This window comes from Streptomyces sp. SA15 (genome assembly GCF_002291145.1).
GTDB lineage: Bacteria > Actinomycetota > Actinomycetes > Streptomycetales > Streptomycetaceae > Streptomyces.
The window spans coordinates 12,808-29,779 of the sequence record NZ_NTGE01000140.1 but is presented as its reverse complement, the minus strand read 5'-3'; the positions used below and the strand labels follow the sequence as shown (position 1 = coordinate 29,779).

The 16,972-nt window shown below is 70.3% G+C and carries 15 protein-coding genes and 1 pseudogene; 5 read left to right on the top strand and 11 right to left on the bottom strand.

Going from position 1 to position 16,972, the window contains the following annotated elements:
• Positions 1-5: 5 nt before the first annotated feature.
• Positions 6-1,766, top strand: coding sequence for an arginine--tRNA ligase (gene argS, locus CLM62_RS32230; protein WP_095753425.1), 1,761 nt, complete (start codon positions 6-8; stop codon positions 1,764-1,766).
• A gap of 61 nt (positions 1,767-1,827) precedes the next feature.
• Here argS and CLM62_RS32225 read toward each other — a convergent pair whose 3' ends face one another.
• Complete coding sequence (locus tag CLM62_RS32225) at positions 1,828-2,274, bottom strand: peptidoglycan-binding protein (protein WP_095753424.1); 447 nt, start codon at positions 2,272-2,274, stop codon at positions 1,828-1,830.
• 236 nt (positions 2,275-2,510) lie between these two features.
• Here CLM62_RS32225 and CLM62_RS32220 point away from each other — a divergent pair.
• From CLM62_RS32220 to CLM62_RS32210, 3 genes and pseudogenes are all read left to right on the top strand, one after another.
• A pseudogene (locus CLM62_RS32220) lies at positions 2,511-3,273 on the top strand (peptidoglycan-binding protein).
• Positions 3,270-4,100, top strand: coding sequence for an XRE family transcriptional regulator (locus tag CLM62_RS32215; RefSeq protein ID WP_095753423.1), 831 nt, complete (start codon positions 3,270-3,272; stop codon positions 4,098-4,100). The pseudogene CLM62_RS32220 and the gene CLM62_RS32215 overlap by 4 nt, the downstream one beginning before the upstream one ends.
• Before the next feature lie 110 nt (positions 4,101-4,210).
• On the top strand, positions 4,211-5,095 hold the full coding sequence (locus tag CLM62_RS32210) for a DUF4253 domain-containing protein (RefSeq protein WP_095753422.1): 885 nt from the start codon (positions 4,211-4,213) through the stop codon (positions 5,093-5,095).
• A gap of 20 nt (positions 5,096-5,115) precedes the next feature.
• Here the strand turns inward: CLM62_RS32210 and CLM62_RS50320 are convergent, their stop codons facing one another.
• From CLM62_RS50320 to hemB, 6 genes are all read right to left on the bottom strand, one after another.
• Positions 5,116-5,271 (bottom strand): hypothetical protein, encoded by a 156-nt coding sequence (locus CLM62_RS50320; protein WP_179382312.1) that lies wholly within the window; start codon positions 5,269-5,271, stop codon positions 5,116-5,118.
• Between the two features lie 150 nt (positions 5,272-5,421).
• Positions 5,422-5,637 (bottom strand): hypothetical protein, encoded by a 216-nt coding sequence (locus tag CLM62_RS32205; protein WP_095753421.1) that lies wholly within the window; start codon positions 5,635-5,637, stop codon positions 5,422-5,424.
• Between the two features lie 77 nt (positions 5,638-5,714).
• On the bottom strand, positions 5,715-6,923 hold the full coding sequence (locus CLM62_RS32200; RefSeq protein ID WP_095753420.1) for a PLP-dependent aminotransferase family protein: 1,209 nt from the start codon (positions 6,921-6,923) through the stop codon (positions 5,715-5,717).
• Between the two features lie 113 nt (positions 6,924-7,036).
• Entirely contained in the window at positions 7,037-7,939 is a 903-nt protein-coding gene (locus tag CLM62_RS32195) for an SAM-dependent methyltransferase (protein WP_095753419.1), read from the bottom strand.
• Between the two features lie 226 nt (positions 7,940-8,165).
• The gene (locus CLM62_RS32190) at positions 8,166-8,522 is read right to left on the bottom strand and encodes a DUF805 domain-containing protein (protein WP_095753418.1); all 357 of its coding nucleotides are present in this window, start codon (positions 8,520-8,522) and stop codon (positions 8,166-8,168) included.
• A 284-nt stretch (positions 8,523-8,806) separates the two neighbouring features.
• Positions 8,807-9,799, bottom strand: a complete 993-nt coding sequence (gene hemB / locus CLM62_RS32185; protein ID WP_095753417.1) for a porphobilinogen synthase — start codon at positions 9,797-9,799, stop codon at positions 8,807-8,809.
• Positions 9,800-10,076: 277 nt separating this feature from the next.
• Between hemB and CLM62_RS32180 the strand changes: the two genes are divergently transcribed.
• Positions 10,077-11,474, top strand: a complete 1,398-nt coding sequence (locus tag CLM62_RS32180) for an FAD-binding oxidoreductase (protein WP_095753416.1) — start codon at positions 10,077-10,079, stop codon at positions 11,472-11,474.
• A gap of 77 nt (positions 11,475-11,551) precedes the next feature.
• On the opposite strand, the gene CLM62_RS32175 is transcribed toward CLM62_RS32180, so the two are convergent.
• The 4 genes from CLM62_RS32175 to CLM62_RS32160 are packed head-to-tail and all read right to left on the bottom strand — an operon-like array spanning position 11,552 to position 16,765.
• Positions 11,552-13,291 carry a bifunctional uroporphyrinogen-III C-methyltransferase/uroporphyrinogen-III synthase gene (locus CLM62_RS32175; protein WP_095753415.1) on the bottom strand — a complete coding sequence of 580 codons (1,740 nt, stop codon included), beginning with the start codon at positions 13,289-13,291 and terminating at the stop codon, positions 11,552-11,554.
• Positions 13,288-14,247 (bottom strand): hydroxymethylbilane synthase, encoded by a 960-nt coding sequence (gene hemC, locus CLM62_RS32170; protein ID WP_095753414.1) that lies wholly within the window; start codon positions 14,245-14,247, stop codon positions 13,288-13,290. Before hemC ends, CLM62_RS32175 begins: the two co-directional genes overlap by 4 nt.
• Positions 14,244-16,001: a glutamyl-tRNA reductase gene (locus CLM62_RS32165; protein ID WP_095753413.1), complete on the bottom strand. Its 1,758-nt coding sequence runs from the start codon at positions 15,999-16,001 to the stop codon at positions 14,244-14,246. The genes hemC and CLM62_RS32165 overlap by 4 nt, the downstream gene beginning before the upstream one ends.
• Complete coding sequence (locus CLM62_RS32160; protein ID WP_095753412.1) at positions 15,998-16,765, bottom strand: redox-sensing transcriptional repressor Rex; 768 nt, start codon at positions 16,763-16,765, stop codon at positions 15,998-16,000. Before CLM62_RS32160 ends, CLM62_RS32165 begins: the two co-directional genes overlap by 4 nt.
• Between the last annotated feature and the right edge of the window lie 207 nt (positions 16,766-16,972).

Genomic DNA, 16,972 nt, shown 5'->3' with positions numbered 1-16,972 from the left:
ACTCCATGGCCTCGGTCACGTCCCTCACCGCTTCCGTCAACCAGCGTCTCGCGACCGCCCTCTCGGCTGCCCTGCCGGAGACCGGCTCTGCCGACCCGCTGCTGCGACGAAGCGACCGGGCGGATTTCCAGGCCAACGGGATCCTGGCGCTGGCGAAGAAGGCCAAGGCGAACCCGCGGGAGCTGGCGACGCAGGTGGTCACGCGGGTCGAGACGGGTGACGTGATCAAGGACATCGAGGTCTCCGGCCCCGGCTTCCTGAACATCACGGTCACGGACCAGGCGATCACTCAGAACCTGGCCGCGCGGTATGAGGACCCCGAGCGCCTCGGCGTCCCGTACGCGGACAACCCGGGCACGACGGTGATCGACTACGCCCAGCCGAACGTGGCGAAGGAGATGCACGTCGGTCACCTGCGCTCCGCCGTGATCGGCGACGCGGTGGTCCAGCTGCTGGAGTTCACCGGTGAGACGGTCGTGCGCCGGCACCACATCGGCGACTGGGGCACCCAGTTCGGCATGCTGATCCAGTACCTGGAGGAGCACCCGCACGAGCTGGACCACAAGGACGCGCAGGTCTCCGGCGAGGAGGCGATGTCGAACCTCGACCGCCTCTACAAGGCCGCACGGGGGCACTTCGACTCCGACGAGGAGTTCAAGACGCGGGCCCGGCGCCGGGTGGTCGACCTCCAGGCCGGCGATCCGCACACGCTCGCCATGTGGCAGAAGTTCGTGGACGAGTCGAAGATCTACTTCTTCTCCGTCTTCGAGAAGCTGGACATGGAGGTACGGGACCCGGACATCGTCGGCGAGTCCGGCTACAACGACATGCTCGCCGAGACCTGCCGCCTGCTGGAGGAGTCGGGCGTCGCGGTCCGCTCCGAGGGCGCGCTGTGCGTGTTCTTCGACGACATCAAGGGCCCGGACGGCAATCCGGTCCCGCTGATCGTGCAGAAGTCGGACGGCGGCTACGGCTACGCGGCCACCGACCTGTCGGCGATCCGCGACCGCGTCTTCAACCTCAAGGCGAACACGCTGCTGTACGTGGTCGACGCCCGCCAGTCGCTGCACTTCAAGATGGTCTTCGACACGGCGCGCAGGGCGGGCTGGCTGAACGACGACGTGAAGGCGGTCCAACTGGCCTTCGGCACGGTCCTCGGCAAGGACGGCAAGCCGTTCAAGACCCGTGAGGGCGAGACGATCCGCCTGGTCGACCTGCTGGACGAGGCGATCGACCGCGCCAGTGCCGTCGTACGGGAGAAGGCGCAGGACCTCTCGGAGGAGGAGATCGCCGAGCGGGGCACCCAGGTGGGCGTCGGCGCGGTGAAGTACGCGGACCTGTCGACGTCGGCGAACCGGGACTACAAGTTCGACCTGGACCAGATGGTCTCTCTGAACGGCGACACGTCCGTCTACCTCCAGTACGCGTACGCCCGTATCCGCTCGATCCTGCGCAAGGCCGGCGAGGCCCGCCCCGCCGCGCACCCGGAGCTGGACCTGCACGAGGCGGAGCGCGCGCTGGGCCTGCACGTCGACGCCTTCGCGGAGACGGTGGCGGAGGCGGCGAAGGAGTACGCCCCCCACAAGCTGGCGGCGTACCTCTACCAGTTGGCGTCCCTGTACACGACGTTCTACGACAAGTGCCCGGTCCTGAAGGCCGAGACGCCGCAGCAGGTACAGAACCGCCTGTTCCTGTGCGACGTCACGGCCCGCACGCTGCACCGGGGCATGGCGCTGCTGGGGATCAGGACGCCCGAGCGGCTCTGATGCACACGTGAGCCGCGGCCCGTCCTCTCCCCCGAGGGGAGGACGGGCCGCGGCGCTCAGCTCAGCAGCCGGTGTTGTTGAAGTCCCTGAACGCCTCCCTGAAAGGCTCGCTGTCGACACCGTCGACGGCGAGGCCGTAGCCGAAGGTGTTCAGGTAACGCTGCAGCGCACTGATCGTGTTGGGCCCGACGTCTCCGTCGACGTTACCGGCGTTGTGGCCCTTGTCGTTGAGCATCTGCTGCGCCGCCTTCCAGCTTTGGGTGCCCAGCCGCCCGTCGATCTCGCCGGGGTTGTAACCGCGGTCGCGTACCCAGCACTGCCAGTTCTTGGCCTGCTCGGCGTCCAGGCCGAGGTTGTTCTCCTCAAGCGGGGCGACGGCCTCCGCGCTCGCCACCGCCCTCGTGTCCTGCGCGGGTGCCGCGAAGGCGGTACCCGCGGCGGCCAGGCTTCCGGCGGCGATCCCGACGGCGGTGGTGACACCGATGAGGGTCCTGGTGATGGCTCGCATTTCGTTTCCCCTTCCGATGGGCGTTCGATGGATCGAGCGTGCGGGGCCGGGAGCAGGCGTCGCCACAACTGCCGCAGAAGTGACGTCCTCACGGGACGTCCCATGCGCTGACCTGCCAGGACGCCGTCCCCCGTGTCGGTGCGACGGGACAGGGGGAACCGCCGTCGGGTCCGGTCCCGTGCCCGACGGAACAGAATGCGACCGGGAACGGGGACCGTAGACGCGAGTGAGGGACCATGTCGCGTTGGAAAGAACTGCCCGACGAACTGGATCCGCGCGGCCGCCAGTTGGTGGCGCGCCTGCGCCGGCTGAAGGACCACAGCGGGCTGACCATGCCGCAGCTGGCGGCGAAGACGGGGTACAGCCCGAAGTCTTGGGAACGGTATCTGGGCGGAAGATCGCTGCCGCCCAGGGATGCCGTGGAGTCGCTGGCCCGGATCGCCGGCGACGACCCGACCCCGCCTGCTCGCACTGCACGAGGTCGCGGCGGATGCCCGGAGGGACGGACGTGGCAGCGCACCCGCGCGGGAGTCGGCCGAGACGGAGCCGGAGATCCTGTCGGCGGGGACTGCGCGCTTTCCCGGACGTCCCCGGCGCAAGCCGCTCCTGGCCGGCGCGACGGCCTTACTCCTGGCCGTCGTCTCGTCAGTCCTCTTGGGCGTACGGCTCCATGACGGCGACGGAGAAGCGGCGGCGGCCCCCCTCGCCTCGTCCGCTTCACGGTCGGCGCCCACGTACACCTGCCGCGCGGAGCGGATCGACGGCCGCTGGTACACGGGCAACAGTCGTACAGAGGACGCCATCCTGATGGCGGGCCGGGCCGGTCCGGAGGTGGCCGAGGCACAGTGTCTGCTGCGCAGGGCGAGCCTCGCGCCCGGGGACATCGACGGGATCTACGGTCCACTGACGGAACGTGCGGTGAAGCAGGTGCAGAGGCGTGCGGGTCTGGTGGTGGACGGCATCGTGGGACCGCACACGTGGAAAGTCCTACGGCGATGACGCCGCCGACACCTTCACCGGAACCCTCACCGGAACGCGCCCGCCTGGCCGCCGCCCTGCGGGAGCTGAAGGCACGCACGGGCCTGAGCCTGGCGGGCCTCGCGGAGCAGACCCCGTTCAGCAAGTCGTCCTGGGACCGCTACCTCAAGGGCAGGACACTGCCGCCGCGCCAGGCGGTGCAGGAGCTGTGCCGTCTCGCGGACGAGCCGGACGGGCGGTGTCTGGCGCTGTGGGAGATCGCGGAGTCGGAGTGGAGCGGACGCGTGACAGCGGCTCCGTCCCCGGCTCCGGCTTCAGAAGAGGTCTCGAGTACCCGTAACAAGAGCGTGGCAGCCGCGGCGGTACTCGCATCGGTGTGTGCCGTGGCCGTCGGGGGCGTTGCGGTGGCCCTGTACCTCCTGCCGGGCCAGCACGCCGAACCACGTTCGTCCACACCCCCGTCCCCGACCGCCACCGGGCCACGCTGCCGGGGAGCCGCCTGCGAGGCCAAGAGCCCGATGCACATGAAATGCAGCGTCGGGCCGGCCACCCTTGCCTCGCACCGCACGGCCACCGGAGCCTGGATCGAACTGCGGTACAGCGAGAAGTGCGGGGCCAGTTGGGCACGGATGTGGGACACGCGGGTCGGCGACCGGCTCGAAGTGACCGTGGCCGGTCGCGGCGGCCGCGGTGCCGGCATCCGCGGCGCCGAGGTCGAGGACGAGATCGACGCCGAGTCCTACGTCTACACCCCCATGACCGCGACTCGCCCCGGCACGATGGTCCGGGTCTGTCTCCGACCGGCGGCGGATGGCGAGAGGGAGTGCTTCAACGCCCGTGTGAACTAAGGCCTTGGGTCTCACCTCCTCGGGCGGTGTCGCGCCTTCCGGAGATCGGCGCCGGGGGGCCGGTCGGCTGCGAAGAGCCGTTGTCAGTGGCACCCCCTACAGTCACCGACATGGCGACTCTTCCCAACCCCCTGCCCCGGCTGGCGACCGACCCGAGCGGCCGTTCCCTCGGCCTTGAACTCCCGCTCGGGAGACTGATCGACGCGACGGACGACGGCCCGTGGCACGAACCGCTGCTGTGGCATGCCGAGTACGCCGCGTCCTCCGGCGCCTGGACGGCACTGGGCACGCCTGCCGGGCGAAAGGGCCTGCTGCCGGTGCTGATAGACGTCGGCGGCACTCAAGGCGGGCCGGACGAGTGGGAGTTGATGCCCGGGGAGATGTCCTATCCCGGAGATCACGACCCGCAGGAGGTGCTGGCGGAGTTCTGGGAGGAGTACGCGGCCGACGAACTCGGCGCCGACGAGGACTACCCGGGCAAGGAAACCGTCGTAGAACTCTTCGGCGAGCCCCGGTCCCTCGACGAGACGGTGGCCCCCTTCGGCCCGACGTGGCCCGGCCTCGCCCCGGCCGCCGCCTCCCTCACCGCCGACCCCGACGCCCGCGCCGCCGAGATCGCCGATTCCCTCCTCGATGAGGGCTCCTGGTTCAAGGAACCGCGTCTCGCCCTGGTCCCGGCCCGCCGCAGCGCCGACATTCCGGCGGCCATCGGCTGGACGGGCCCGCTGAACTACGAGGGCGACACGGCCCGCCTCTGCTCCGTACTCCGCTCCTGGGAGGACCGCTTCGGCATACGCGTCCTCGCCCTCACCTTCGACCAGCTGGTCGTGTCCGTCGCCGCTCCACCCACGACCCGGGAGATGGCCGAGGCGGTCGCCGCCGAGCACTTCGCGTTCTGCCCGGACAACATCACCCAGGGGCATCACGAGGCGCTGCGCGAGTACGCCGAGCACGAGGTGCTGGGTCAGCGGATCTGGTCCTTCTGGTGGGACTGACCGGCATCAGGAGAGGCCTCCTACAGGTTCAGCACCGCTCGCAGCGCGATGTCGACCCGGTCCATCTGATCACGGGGGATATCGCCGTGATGTTTGCCCTGCTCGAAGCGAGTGAGCCGGAAGTTGTACAAGTCCGGCGCTAGAACGACGCCGCGCAGCGGCGTCGTGACCCGCACGGTGACCAGCGACTCGCGCCGGTCACCGGACGTGTCGAGCAGGGCACAGAGGACGGCGCCCGGATGCAGTTCAGCGACGTGATCGTTTCTGGACGATCACCACCGCGCGGTCCCGACCCACCGTGGGGACGGTCCACACCTGCCCGCGCTTCAGCGGTCGCACAGGTCTTCCTCCGCCGCGCTGTAGAGGTCGTCCAGGTCATCGCCGAGCCGGACCGTGTCCTCGGCGTACATCGTCATGGCATCGCGTACGAGCTGGTCTCTTATGGCCCTGGCCATATAGGCGGAAAGGTTGCCGTCAGCCGCCTCTCGTGCCGTTCGCAGCAGATCGTCGGGCACGGTCACGGTGAGCTCACTGGTTGCCATACCGCTTGTTGTCTCACCAGTCGGATCCGCTTGCACCCCCGCCCGACGAACATCACACGATGGTGTAAGGCTCGCCCTCAGCCCCGCAGCCCCTCCCCCAACCTCCGCAGCCCTTCCCCGATCTCCCCCGGCGTCTGCGTCACGAAGCACAGCCGCAGGGTCGACCGATCGGCCTCACCGGCATAGAAGGGCGCCCCCGGAACGTAAGCCACGTCATGCCGCACCACCTTCTCCAGCAGCTCCGTCGTGTCGTACGACGACGGCAGCCGGGCCCAGAGGAACATCCCGCCCTCGGGACGCGTCCAGGTCGAGCCCGCGGGGAGGGCCTGGGGCAGCCCGCCCAGCATCGCGTCCCGCCGCTCCCGGTACACCCCGGCGACCCTCTCGACGTGGGCGTCCAGGTCCCGGTCCGCCAAGTACCGTGTGGCGGCGAGCTGGTTGACGGTGGCGGTGTGCAGGTCGGCGGCCTGCTTGGCGACCACGCAGGCCCGGCGCAGTTCACCGGGCGCCCGCAGCCACCCGAGGCGCAGCCCCGGCGCCATGACCTTGGAGAAGGAGCCGAGCAGGACGACTCGGTCGCGGGCCTGTTCGTAGGAGGCGATCCACGGCACCCGCTCGCCCTCGAAGCGCAGCTCGCCGTACGGGTCGTCCTCGACGATCCACAGCCCCCGGCGGGCGGCGACGCAGGCCACGGCGGCCCGGCGTTCGGCCGGCAGGGTGCGGCCGGTCGGGTTCTGGAAGGTGGGCACGGTGTAGAGCAGCTTGGGCCGCTCCCGTACCACCAGTTCCTCGAGCGCCTCGGGGTCCAGCCCCTCCTCGTCCCCGGGCACGGCCACGACCCGCGCGCCCGCGAACCCGAAGACCTGAAGTGCCGCCAGATAACAGGGGTTTTCGACGAGGACCGTGTCCCCGGGTTCCACCAGCGCGGTGGCGAGCAGGGACAGCGCCTGCTGGGACCCGGTGGTGATGAGGATGTCGTCGGCGTCCGTGGCGAGCCCGCGCACCGCCGTGCGCTCGGCGAGCGCGGCCCGCAGCCCGGGCTCACCCTCGGTCGTGGAGTACTGCAGCGCCCGCCCGGGCGTCTCGGCGAGCACGTCACGGAACGCGGCCGCGACGCCCTCCTGGTCGAACAGCTCCGGCGCCGGCAGCCCGCCCGCGAAGTTGATCACCTCGGGGCGGGCGGTGACGGCGAGGATGTCCCGTACCGGCGAACCCCCGATCGACCGGGCCCGCGCGGCGAGAGGCGGCAAGGGGGCGGACGTGGGCACGGGCTCGGTGACCGTCATGACACGGCTCCTTAGGCTGCGAGGCGACTCGTGCCCGGCAGCCTAGAGAGGTACCTGCCGCCTACAAGCAGCTTTCCGGGATACGGACGCGCCGGTCGGCGCGGATCACGGCCTCACGCCTTCGCCCCCACCCCCGCGTACACATTGATGTCCGCGTCCGTGACGTCGTTGATGTCGGCATAGCGCACCTTCTCGATGGCATCGAGGCCCGCCAGATAAGAGGCTTCGGGCTGCTCCGGCACGGGCGCCGCGTTGTCCGCCCGCCAGTGGTGGGCCGGCACGACTCCCGGCTCGGCCAGTTCCAGGGAACTCTCGGCGAAGAAGCGCTCGACCTCCGCCTTGGCCCGCAGCACGAAGGTGAACCCGCGCTCGGTGTACGTCCGCTGCACCGCCCGGATGTTCTCCGGATTGAGGTCCTCGGTGAGGTGACTGAGGACGAGCCGGCTGCCGGAGGGCAGCGCGTCCATCAGCTCGCGCACGATCGGGTACGCCTCCTCGTCCTCCACGAAGTGCAGGATCGCCACCAGGCACAGCGCGACCGGCTCGTCGAAGTCCAGGGTCTTCGCGGCCTGTTCGAGGATGTGCGCCGGGTTCTTGAAGTCGGCGTCGATGTAGTCGGTACGGCCCTCGGGTCCGCTGGTGAGCAGGGCGCGCGCGTGGGCGAGGACGACGGGGTCGTTGTCGACGTACACCACCCGCGCGTCCGGGTTGGTGCGCTGGACGATCTGGTGGACGTTCTCCGCGGTCGGCAGCCCGGTGCCGATGTCGAGGAACTGACGAATGCCGTCCTGCTGCGCCAGCGTGTTCACCGCCCGGCGCATGAAGTCACGGTTGTGCCGTACGTCGAGATAGCCCCGCGGATTGGCGGCGAGCGCGGCGGCGGCCGCGTCGCGGTCGACCGGGTAGTTGTCCTTGCCGCCCAGGAAGACGTCGTAGACGCGGGCCGGGTGGGCCTTGGTGGTGTCGATCCTCCTTCTCAGCTCGGCGGGGTCGAGGCTGAGGGCGTCACCGGACATGGACGTCTCCCTGGAAAAGAGTCGGCGGACGAGCGGTCAACAACCTAACTCCCGGCGGAACTTGATGGTGCCCGCCCCCACATTTCACAGCATCTGCCCGACGGGGAAGGCGTACGAGACGAAGGCCCGGCCACACCCAAGGCCGGGGCGGCCTTCACACCGCACAAGGCCGAACAAGCCGAAGGCCGCCCGGATGACAACGGGCGGCCTCGAAGCACACGGAACCTCAGGCGAAGGCAGGAACTTCCTTCGGGTTCGGGCCGTACTTGTTCTGACCCGACTCGCTGTCGCTGCACAGGAAGACCAGCATCACGATGGCGCCGACGAGCGGGATCAGACCGATGAGGACCCACCAGCCGGTGCGGCCCGTGTCGTGCAGGCGGCGCACCGTGACACCCAACGTGGGCAGCAGGATCGCGAGCTCGAAGATGACCGGCAGGTAGGCGAAGTCGATCGCGAAGCCGACGGCCGCCAGCACGATGTAGAAGATCACCGTGAACAGCGTGAACATCCAGTATTCCTTGCGGCGCGCACGCCCGGCGAAGACCGCGTACTTCTTCAGTACCTCGACGAACCAGCTCATTGTGTCCCCCCAGGGATCGATGTGAGACCCCTCCGAATGGATCAGGCCAGGCGCAGAAGATAAGGAACCTGACGGGAACTCGTCAATTCGTTACATTCGCCAGCTCATCGCCCCAACCCCACCCCACGCCCAGCAACCACCCCATCCCCGAGGGGCATTTTCCGGACAGACCCGCAGAAGATCACCGAGAGAAGCCCCGAAACCCACCGAAAGCCAACGAGACACCCCCGGCCGTTCCCCGGACCGAGTTCCAGCCGTAGCCGCACCGATCTCGAACCGTTGCGTCACAGCAGCCGCTGAGCGACCTCCGTGGCCCAGTACGTGAGGATGTTCCGCGCACCCGCCCGCTTGATCCCGGTCAGCGTCTCCAGGATGGCCCGGTCCCGATCGATCCACCCCTTCTCGGCGGCGGCCTCGACCATCGAGTACTCACCGGAGATCTGATACGCGGCAACCGGCACGTCCACCACGTCCGCGACCCGGGCCAGGATGTCCAGATACGGCCCCGCGGGCTTCACCATCACCATGTCGGCGCCCTCTTCGAGGTCGAGCGCCAACTCCCGCAAGGACTCCCGCACGTTCGCCGGATCCTGCTGATAGGTCTTCCGGTCTCCCTGCAACGACGAGGCGACAGCCTCCCGGAAGGGCCCGTAGAAGGCGGAGGCGTACTTCGCCGTATAGGCAAGGATCGCGACGTCTTCCCGTCCGATCTGGTCAAGGGCATCCCGAACGACCCTGACCTGACCGTCCATCATCCCGCTGGGCCCCACCACATGGGCCCCGGCATCGGCCTGCACCTGAGCCATCTCGGCGTACCGCTCAAGAGTCGCGTCGTTGTCGACACGCCCCTGAGCATCCAGCACACCGCAGTGCCCATGGTCGGTCGTCTCGTCCAGGCACAGGTCGGACATGACGAGCAGTTCGTCCCCGACCTCGGCCCGCACATCACGAAGGGCGACCTGCAGAATCCCGTCCGGATCGGTCCCCGGCGTCCCCACCGCGTCCTTCTTCGACTCCTCCGGAACGCCGAACAGCATGATCCCGGAGAGGCCGGCGGCCACCGCCTCCGCGGCCGCCTTCTTCAGACTGTCCCGCGTGTGCTGCACAACGCCGGGCATGGCCGCGATCGGCACAGGCTCCGCGGCCCCCTCCCGCACAAAGGCCGGGAGGATGAAGTCGGCCGGATGCAGCCGGGTCTCGGCAACCATGCGCCGCATGACGGGGGTGGTCCGCAGCCGCCGCGGCCGCGCGCCGGGGAAGGTTCCGTACGTCGTCATGCCACCTACGCTACGCCCGCCCCGGCACCCCTTTTGCCGACGCTACGTCGACGCGCGGGACCCGCGAGCGCCCGCACCCGCGTACGCCCGACCCCCAACGCGACACGAGGCGCTACGCGCTCCGACCGTAGCCGCACAGGCCGCCGCAGGCGTCCGGCCCACCCGCCGGAGGCACCCGCATCCCCACATGCGCCCCGCATGGCCCAGGTTCAAGCTGAAAGTACAGGCAGAAGACCAAGGCCTCCCCGCGCAGCCCGAGGCGCCCCAGGAGGAAGCGATGCCCCCCACCCACCATCTCCACGACACCCCCGACCTCTTCGCCCTCTCCGACATCAACGGCCCGGTCCTACGCCCCGGCGAAGACGGCTACGCCGAAGAGGTCACCGGCTTCAACCTGGCCGCCCTGCACACCCCCGACGTGGTCATCGGAGCCACCGACGGCGCCGACGTGGCGACCGCGATGCGCTGGGCCACCGCCACCGGCACCCCCGTAGCCGTCCAGGCCACCGGCCACGGCGCGAACTTCCCCATGGACAGAGGCCTGCTGATCAACACCGCCCGCATGACGGACGTACACATAGACCCAGCCCGACGCACCGCGACGATCGCAGCCGGCGCGAAGTGGCGCCACGTCCTGGAGGCAGCCGCCCCCCACGGCCTGGCGGCCCTGACCGGCACGTCGACAGACACCGGCGCGGTCGGCTACACGGTCGGCGGCGGCCTCCCGGTCCTCGGCCGGGCCTACGGCTACGCGACCGACCACGTCCGCTCCTTCCAGGTCGTCACCCCCGACGGCACCCTCCACGAAACCGACGCCGCCAACGAGCCCGAGCTCTTCTGGGCCCTGCGCGGCGGCAAGGGCAACGTCGGCATCGTGACGCAACTGGTCTGCGACCTGCTCCCACTGTCCCGCCTCCTCGGCGGCGGCATCTACGTCCCCGGCGACCAGGCGAAAGCCCTCCTCACCGCCTGGGCCCAGTGGACCCCGACCGTCCCCCAGGAGATGTGCAGCGCCTTCACGCTGCTCCGTCTGCCGCCCATCCCCCAGATCCCGGAACCCCTGCGCGGCGGCTTCTGGGCGCGCGTGGCGATCGCCTGGACCGGCGCCCCGGAAGACGGTGAACGCCTCATCGCCCCGATCCGCGCAGCCGCCCCGGTGGCGGTCGACACGGTCGAAGAGATGGACTACACCGCCCTGGACCGCATCCACCTGGAGCCGCAGGACCCGCTCCCCGCAAGGGAGTCGTGCCTGCTCCTGCGCGACCTGCCCCCGGACGCGATCCGCGCGTTCCTGGACGAGGTCGGCCCCGAGGCCCCCGACTGCCCCCTGCTCATGGTCGAAATCCGCCACATGGGCGGCGCCCTGTCCCGCCCGGCCCCGACCGAGGACGCGATCTGCGCCCGCGACGCCACATACCTCCTGGAGACGGTGGGCGTCCTGGAGGCCCCACCGGCCGCCGAGGCCATCGAACGCGCCACGAGAGACCTGCACGCGGCGATGACCCCGTACAGCACGGGTCACACCATGGTCAACATCCACGGCACACCGGGCGACGAGGAGGACCGAGCCCGCCCCTGGACCCCGGAGGTCTACGCCCACCTCCGGCACGCCAAGTCGGTCTACGACCCGTCGAACCTACTCCGCTTCGGCCACACGGTGTCCCCGGCGGCGTAGGCACACGGGACGCCTACGCCGTCGTACATCCACGCCGCCGTATGCCTACGTCGTCGTACATCCACGCCGCCGTACGCCTACGTCGTCGTACGCCTACGCCGAGCCCCGGGCCGCCGCTCACTCGGCCGGGTAACAGGATCCCCGGCATCCAGAGCCGCAGCCCGCCGCCGCAAACCGAACTCGGCCAGCGCCTCCGCCAGCTTGTGCACGGACGGCTCGGGAGCCATCACATCCACCCGAAGCCCATGCTCCTCGGCGGTCTTCGCGGTCGCAGGCCCGATACACGCGATCACGGTCACGTTGTGCGGCTTACCGGCGATACCCACCAGATTGCGCACAGTGCTCGACGACGTGAAGAGAACGGCGTCGAAGCCACCCCCCTTGATCGCCTCCCGGGTCTCCGCCGGCGGCGGAGAGGCCCGCACGGTCCGATAGGCGGTGACGTCGTCGACCTCCCACCCGAGTTCGATCAGCCCGGCGACCAGCGTCTCCGTGGCGATGTCGGCCCGAGGCAGGAACACCCGGTCGATCGGATCGAACACCGGATCGTACGGAGGCCAGTCCTCCAGCAAGCCGGCCGCCGACTGCTCCCCGCTCGGCACCAGATCTGGCTTCACACCAAAGGCGACCAGCGCCTTGGCCGTCTGCTCCCCCACCGCCGCGACCTTGATCCCGGCGAAGGCCCGAGCATCGAGCCCGTACTCCTCGAACTTCTCCCGAACGGCCTTGACCGCGTTGACCGATGTGAAGGCGATCCACTCGTACCGCCCGGTCACCAGCCCCTTGACCGCCCGCTCCATCTGCTGGGGCGTCCGCGGCGGCTCGACGGCGATCGTCGGCACCTCGTGCGGCACGGCCCCGTACGACCGCAGCTGGTCGGAGAGCGAAGCCGCCTGCTCCTTCGTCCGCGGCACGAGCACCTTCCAGCCGAACAGGGGCTTGGACTCGAACCACGAGAGCTGCTCACGCTGAGCCGCGGCGGAACGCTCACCGACCACGGCTATCACGGGCCGCACACCGTCCGGCGACGGCAGCACCTTGGCCTGCTTCAGGGTCTGCGCGATGGTCCCCAAAGTCGCGGTCCAGGTCCGCTGCCGAGTGGTCGTACCGGCCACGGTCACCGTGATCGGCGTATCGGGCTTGCGCCCGGCGGAGACCAGCTCACCGGCGGCGGCCGCGACGGATTCGAGGGTCGTCGACACGACAACCGTCCCGTCCGAAGCCCCCACCTCCGTCCAGCACCGGTCGGAGGCCGTACGCGCATCCACGAACCGCACGTCCGCGCCTTCGGCGTCCCGCAGCGGCACACCGGCGTACGCGGGCACGCCCACCGCCGCGGCCACACCCGGCACGACCTCGAACGGCACGCCGGCCGCGGCGCAGGCCAGCATCTCCTCGGCGGCGTACGCGTCGAGCCCGGGGTCCCCGGACACCGCACGTACGACCCGCCTGCCGCCCCGCGCGGCCTCCATGACAAGATGTGCGGCATCCCGCACGGCGGGGCCGCCAACGGTTGTTGACGCGCCGTCAACAACCGTCAGTTGAGGTGTGCCTGAGCGCGGAATCGGGCCGGAAGAAGGATCCGTAAAGGCATCCGAGGTATCCGTAGAAGGGTCCGAATCCGGGTTCACGACGGCGACGCCTTGTCTGGCGTGCGTGCGTACGACGTCGAGCACTTCGTGCCCGGCGACGAGAACGTCCGCGTGCGCCAGCGCCTCGACGGCGCGCAGAGTCAGTAGTCCCGGATCCCCGGGTCCGGCACCAAGGAAGGTGACGTGCCCGTGTTCAGGACCGGCGGAAAGGGTGGTGGGGCTCAATGTGCTCGCTCCCCCATCAGACCGGCCGCGCCCTGGGCAAGCATCTCGGTGGCGAGTTCGCGACCGAGCGCCATTGCCTGGTCGTCCGTCTCGGGCACGGGACCGGTGGTGGACAGCTGCACCGTGCGAGTGCCGTCGGTCGTGCCGACGACGCCCCGCAGGCGCATTTCCTTGACAATCTGCCCGTCGGCCAACAGGTCGGCCAGCGCCCCCACAGGGGCACTGCAGCCGGCCTCCAGGGCGGCGAGCAGTGACCGTTCGGCGGTGACGGCGGCCCGCGTGAACGGGTCGTCGAGCTCGCCGAGCGCTGCGATCAGGCCCGCGTGGTCCGCGGCACACTCGATCGCCAGTGCCCCCTGGCCGGGGGCGGGCAAAACCGTGTCGACCGACAGGAAGTCGGTCACTTCGTCGATCCGGCCGATGCGCTGCAAACCGGCCGCGGCCAGCACCACGGCGTCCAGCTCGCCGTCCCGCACGAACCCGATCCGGGTGTCGACGTTCCCGCGGATCGGAACCGTCTCGATGTCCAGCCCGTGGCCGCGCGCGTACGCGTTCAACTGGGCCATCCGCCGCGGCGAACCCGTACCGATGCGCGCCCCGCGCGGCAGGTCGGTGAGCTTCAGCGCGTCCCGGGCGACGATCACATCGCGCGGGTCCTCGCGCACGGGGATCGCGGCCAGCGCCAGCTGGTCCGGCTGCCCGGTGGGCAGGTCCTTCAGCGAGTGCACCGCGAAGTCGACCTCGCCCTTGAGCAGCGCCTCCCGCAAAGCGGTCACGAAGACCCCCGTGCCGCCGATCTGCGCGAGCGCCTCGCGGGAGACATCGCCGTACGTGGTGATCTCGACGAGCTCGACGGGCCGTCCGGTCACCTGGCTCACGGCGTCCGCCACCTGCCCGGACTGGGCCAGGGCGAGCCTGCTTCGCCTGGTCCCGAGCCTCAATGCCTTCTGAGTCATTCCGGCCCTCGGTTCTTGCCGTTCTTCTCGGTGCTGTCCTCGGCGCGGGAGACGGCGGCCACCGTCTCGGGGTCGAGGTCGAACAGGGTGCGCAGCGCGTCCGCGTACCCGGCGCCGCCGGGCTCGGCCGCGAGCTGCTTGACCCGTACGGTCGGCGCGTGCAGCAGCTTGTCGACCACACGCTTGACGGTCTGCGCGATCTCACCGCGGTGCTTGTCGTCCAGGCCGGGCAGCCGCCCCTCGAGCCGGGCGATCTCGTTCGCCACGACATCGGCGGCCATCGTCCGCAGGGCGACCACGGTGGGCGTGATGTGCGCGGCCCGCAGGGCCGCCCCGAAGGCCGCGACCTCGTCGGAGACGATACGGCGGACCTGGTCGACGTCGGCAGCCATGGGAGCGTTGGCGGAGGCCTCCGCGAGCGACTCGATGTCGACGAGCCGCACCCCGGTCAGCCGGTGCACGGCCGCGTCGATGTCACGCGGCATGGCGAGGTCGAGCAGGAAGAACACCGGCTCGGGCCGCGGGATCTCGGCGACCGGCTCGGGCTTGCGCCGCTCGGGCACGCGTCCGACGACCGCGACGGCGGCGGCGAGCGCGGCGATGGCGTCCGCCTCCTCGGCCGGGTCGAGCGTGGTGAGGGCGCCCGCCGGGGCCGGGGCGGAGTTCTGCTGACGCGGGGCGTTGTCCACCCACGCCGCGTGCTGTTCCAGGTCGGAGGCGGCCATACCGGCCACGGCCGCCTCGCCGAGCACGGAGAACCCGGCGGTCGCCTGCACGGCGGGCAGGTCGAGCGGACAGCCGTCCTCGGCGCCGATGCTGGTGGGCGGGAGCTCGCCGCGTCCGGCGGCCGACGTGGTATTACGACCGGAGTCGGCGCCCGAAGCCGTACGGCTGTGTGTGACGGGCTCTCCCGTACGGCCCTCCACCGCGGCCGCGACCGATTCGGCCGTCAGGACGAGTCCCGTCGCGCCGGTGCAGGAGACGGTGACGTCGGCACGTGTCAGCTCGGCCGGCACCGATTCCATCGGTACCGCGCGGGCCAGCACGTCCGTGTCGTCACCCTCGGTGAGGATCTGTGCGAGGCGGTCGGCGCGGTCGTGCGTGCGGTTGGCGATCACGATCTCGGCGACCCCGGCCCGCGCGAGCGTGGCCGCGGCCAGGGACGACATCGAGCCGGCGCCGATGACCAGGGCCTTCTTGCCCTTGGCCCACTTCTCGACCGCCTGGCCCGCCGCCAGCTGTTCCAGGCCGAAGGTGACCAGGGACTGCCCGGCGCGGTCGATGCCGGTCTCGGAGTGGGCGCGCTTGCCGACGCGCAGGGCCTGCTGGAACAGGTCGTTCAGGAGGCGGCCCGCGCTGTGCACGTCCTGCGCCTTGGCCAGGGAGTCCTTTATCTGGCCGAGGATCTGGCCCTCGCCGACGACCATCGAGTCCAGCCCGCACGCCACCGAGAACAGGTGGTGGACGGCCCGGTCCTCGTAGTGCACGTAGAGGTAGGGAGTGAGCTCCTCCAGGCCGACCCCGCTGTGCTGGGCGAGCAGCGTGGACAGCTCGGCGACACCGGCGTGGAACTTGTCCACGTCGGCGTACAGCTCGATGCGGTTGCAGGTGGCGAGCACCGCGGCCTCGGTGGCCGGCTCCGCCGCGACCGTGTCCTGGAGCAGCTTGATCTGGGCGTCCGCGCTCAGCGCGGCCCGCTCCAGCACGCTGACCGGGGCGCTGCGGTGGCTCAGCCCGACAACGAGGAGACTCATGCCGGCATCACGGCGGGGACATCCCCGTCTGGTCCCTTGTCGGCGGAGTCCTCGCGGGTGGCGGCGACCGGTCCGGTGCCGTCGCGCAGGGCGGCGGCCTCCTCACCGGCCTTGCGCTGCTCGTGGAAGGCGAGGATCTGCAGCTCGATGGAGAGGTCGACCTTGCGCACGTCGACGCCGTCCGGGACGGACAGCACGGTCGGCGCGAAGTTCAGGATGGAGCTCACCCCGGCGGCGACCAGGCGGTCGCAGACCTGCTGGGCGGCGCCGGCGGGCGTGGCGATGACACCGATCGACACGCCGTTGTCCTTGATGATCTTCTCGAGTTCGTCCGTGTGCTGGACGGGGATCCCGGCCACCGGCTTTCCGGCCATCGCGGGATCGGCGTCGATGAGGGCCGCGACCCGGAACCCACGGGAGGCGAACCCGCCGTAGTTGGCGAGGGCGGCGCCGAGGTTACCGATACCGACGATCACGACCGGCCAGTCCTGGGTGAGGCCGAGTTCGCGGGAGATCTGGTAGACGAGATACTCGACGTCGTAGCCGACGCCCCTGGTCCCGTAGGAGCCGAGGTACGAGAAGTCCTTGCGCAGCTTCGCGGAGTTGACCCCCGCGGCGGCCGCGAGCTCCTCGGAGGAGACCGTGGGCACTGAGCGCTCCGACAGCGCGGTGAGGGCTCGGAGGTACAGCGGAAGCCGGGCGACGGTGGCCTCGGGAATCCCTCGGCTACGGGTCGCCGGTCGGTGAGTTCGGCCAGTTGCCACGGTGCTCCTGCGGGTAGAGCGGGGCTGCAGGCGGTCACACGTACCTAGACCGCCCCGTCGAATGCAGGCTATGTCTTTGTGAACGCGTGCACAAAGATGGTGTCCGTTTTGCCCGGCCAACGTGACCGGGGTCACGCGCCCCCGGCGCACGGGTGTGGAACCGGCGCATCCGCACCACCGTTCCTCTTCTCTTGGGGGCAAAACCGC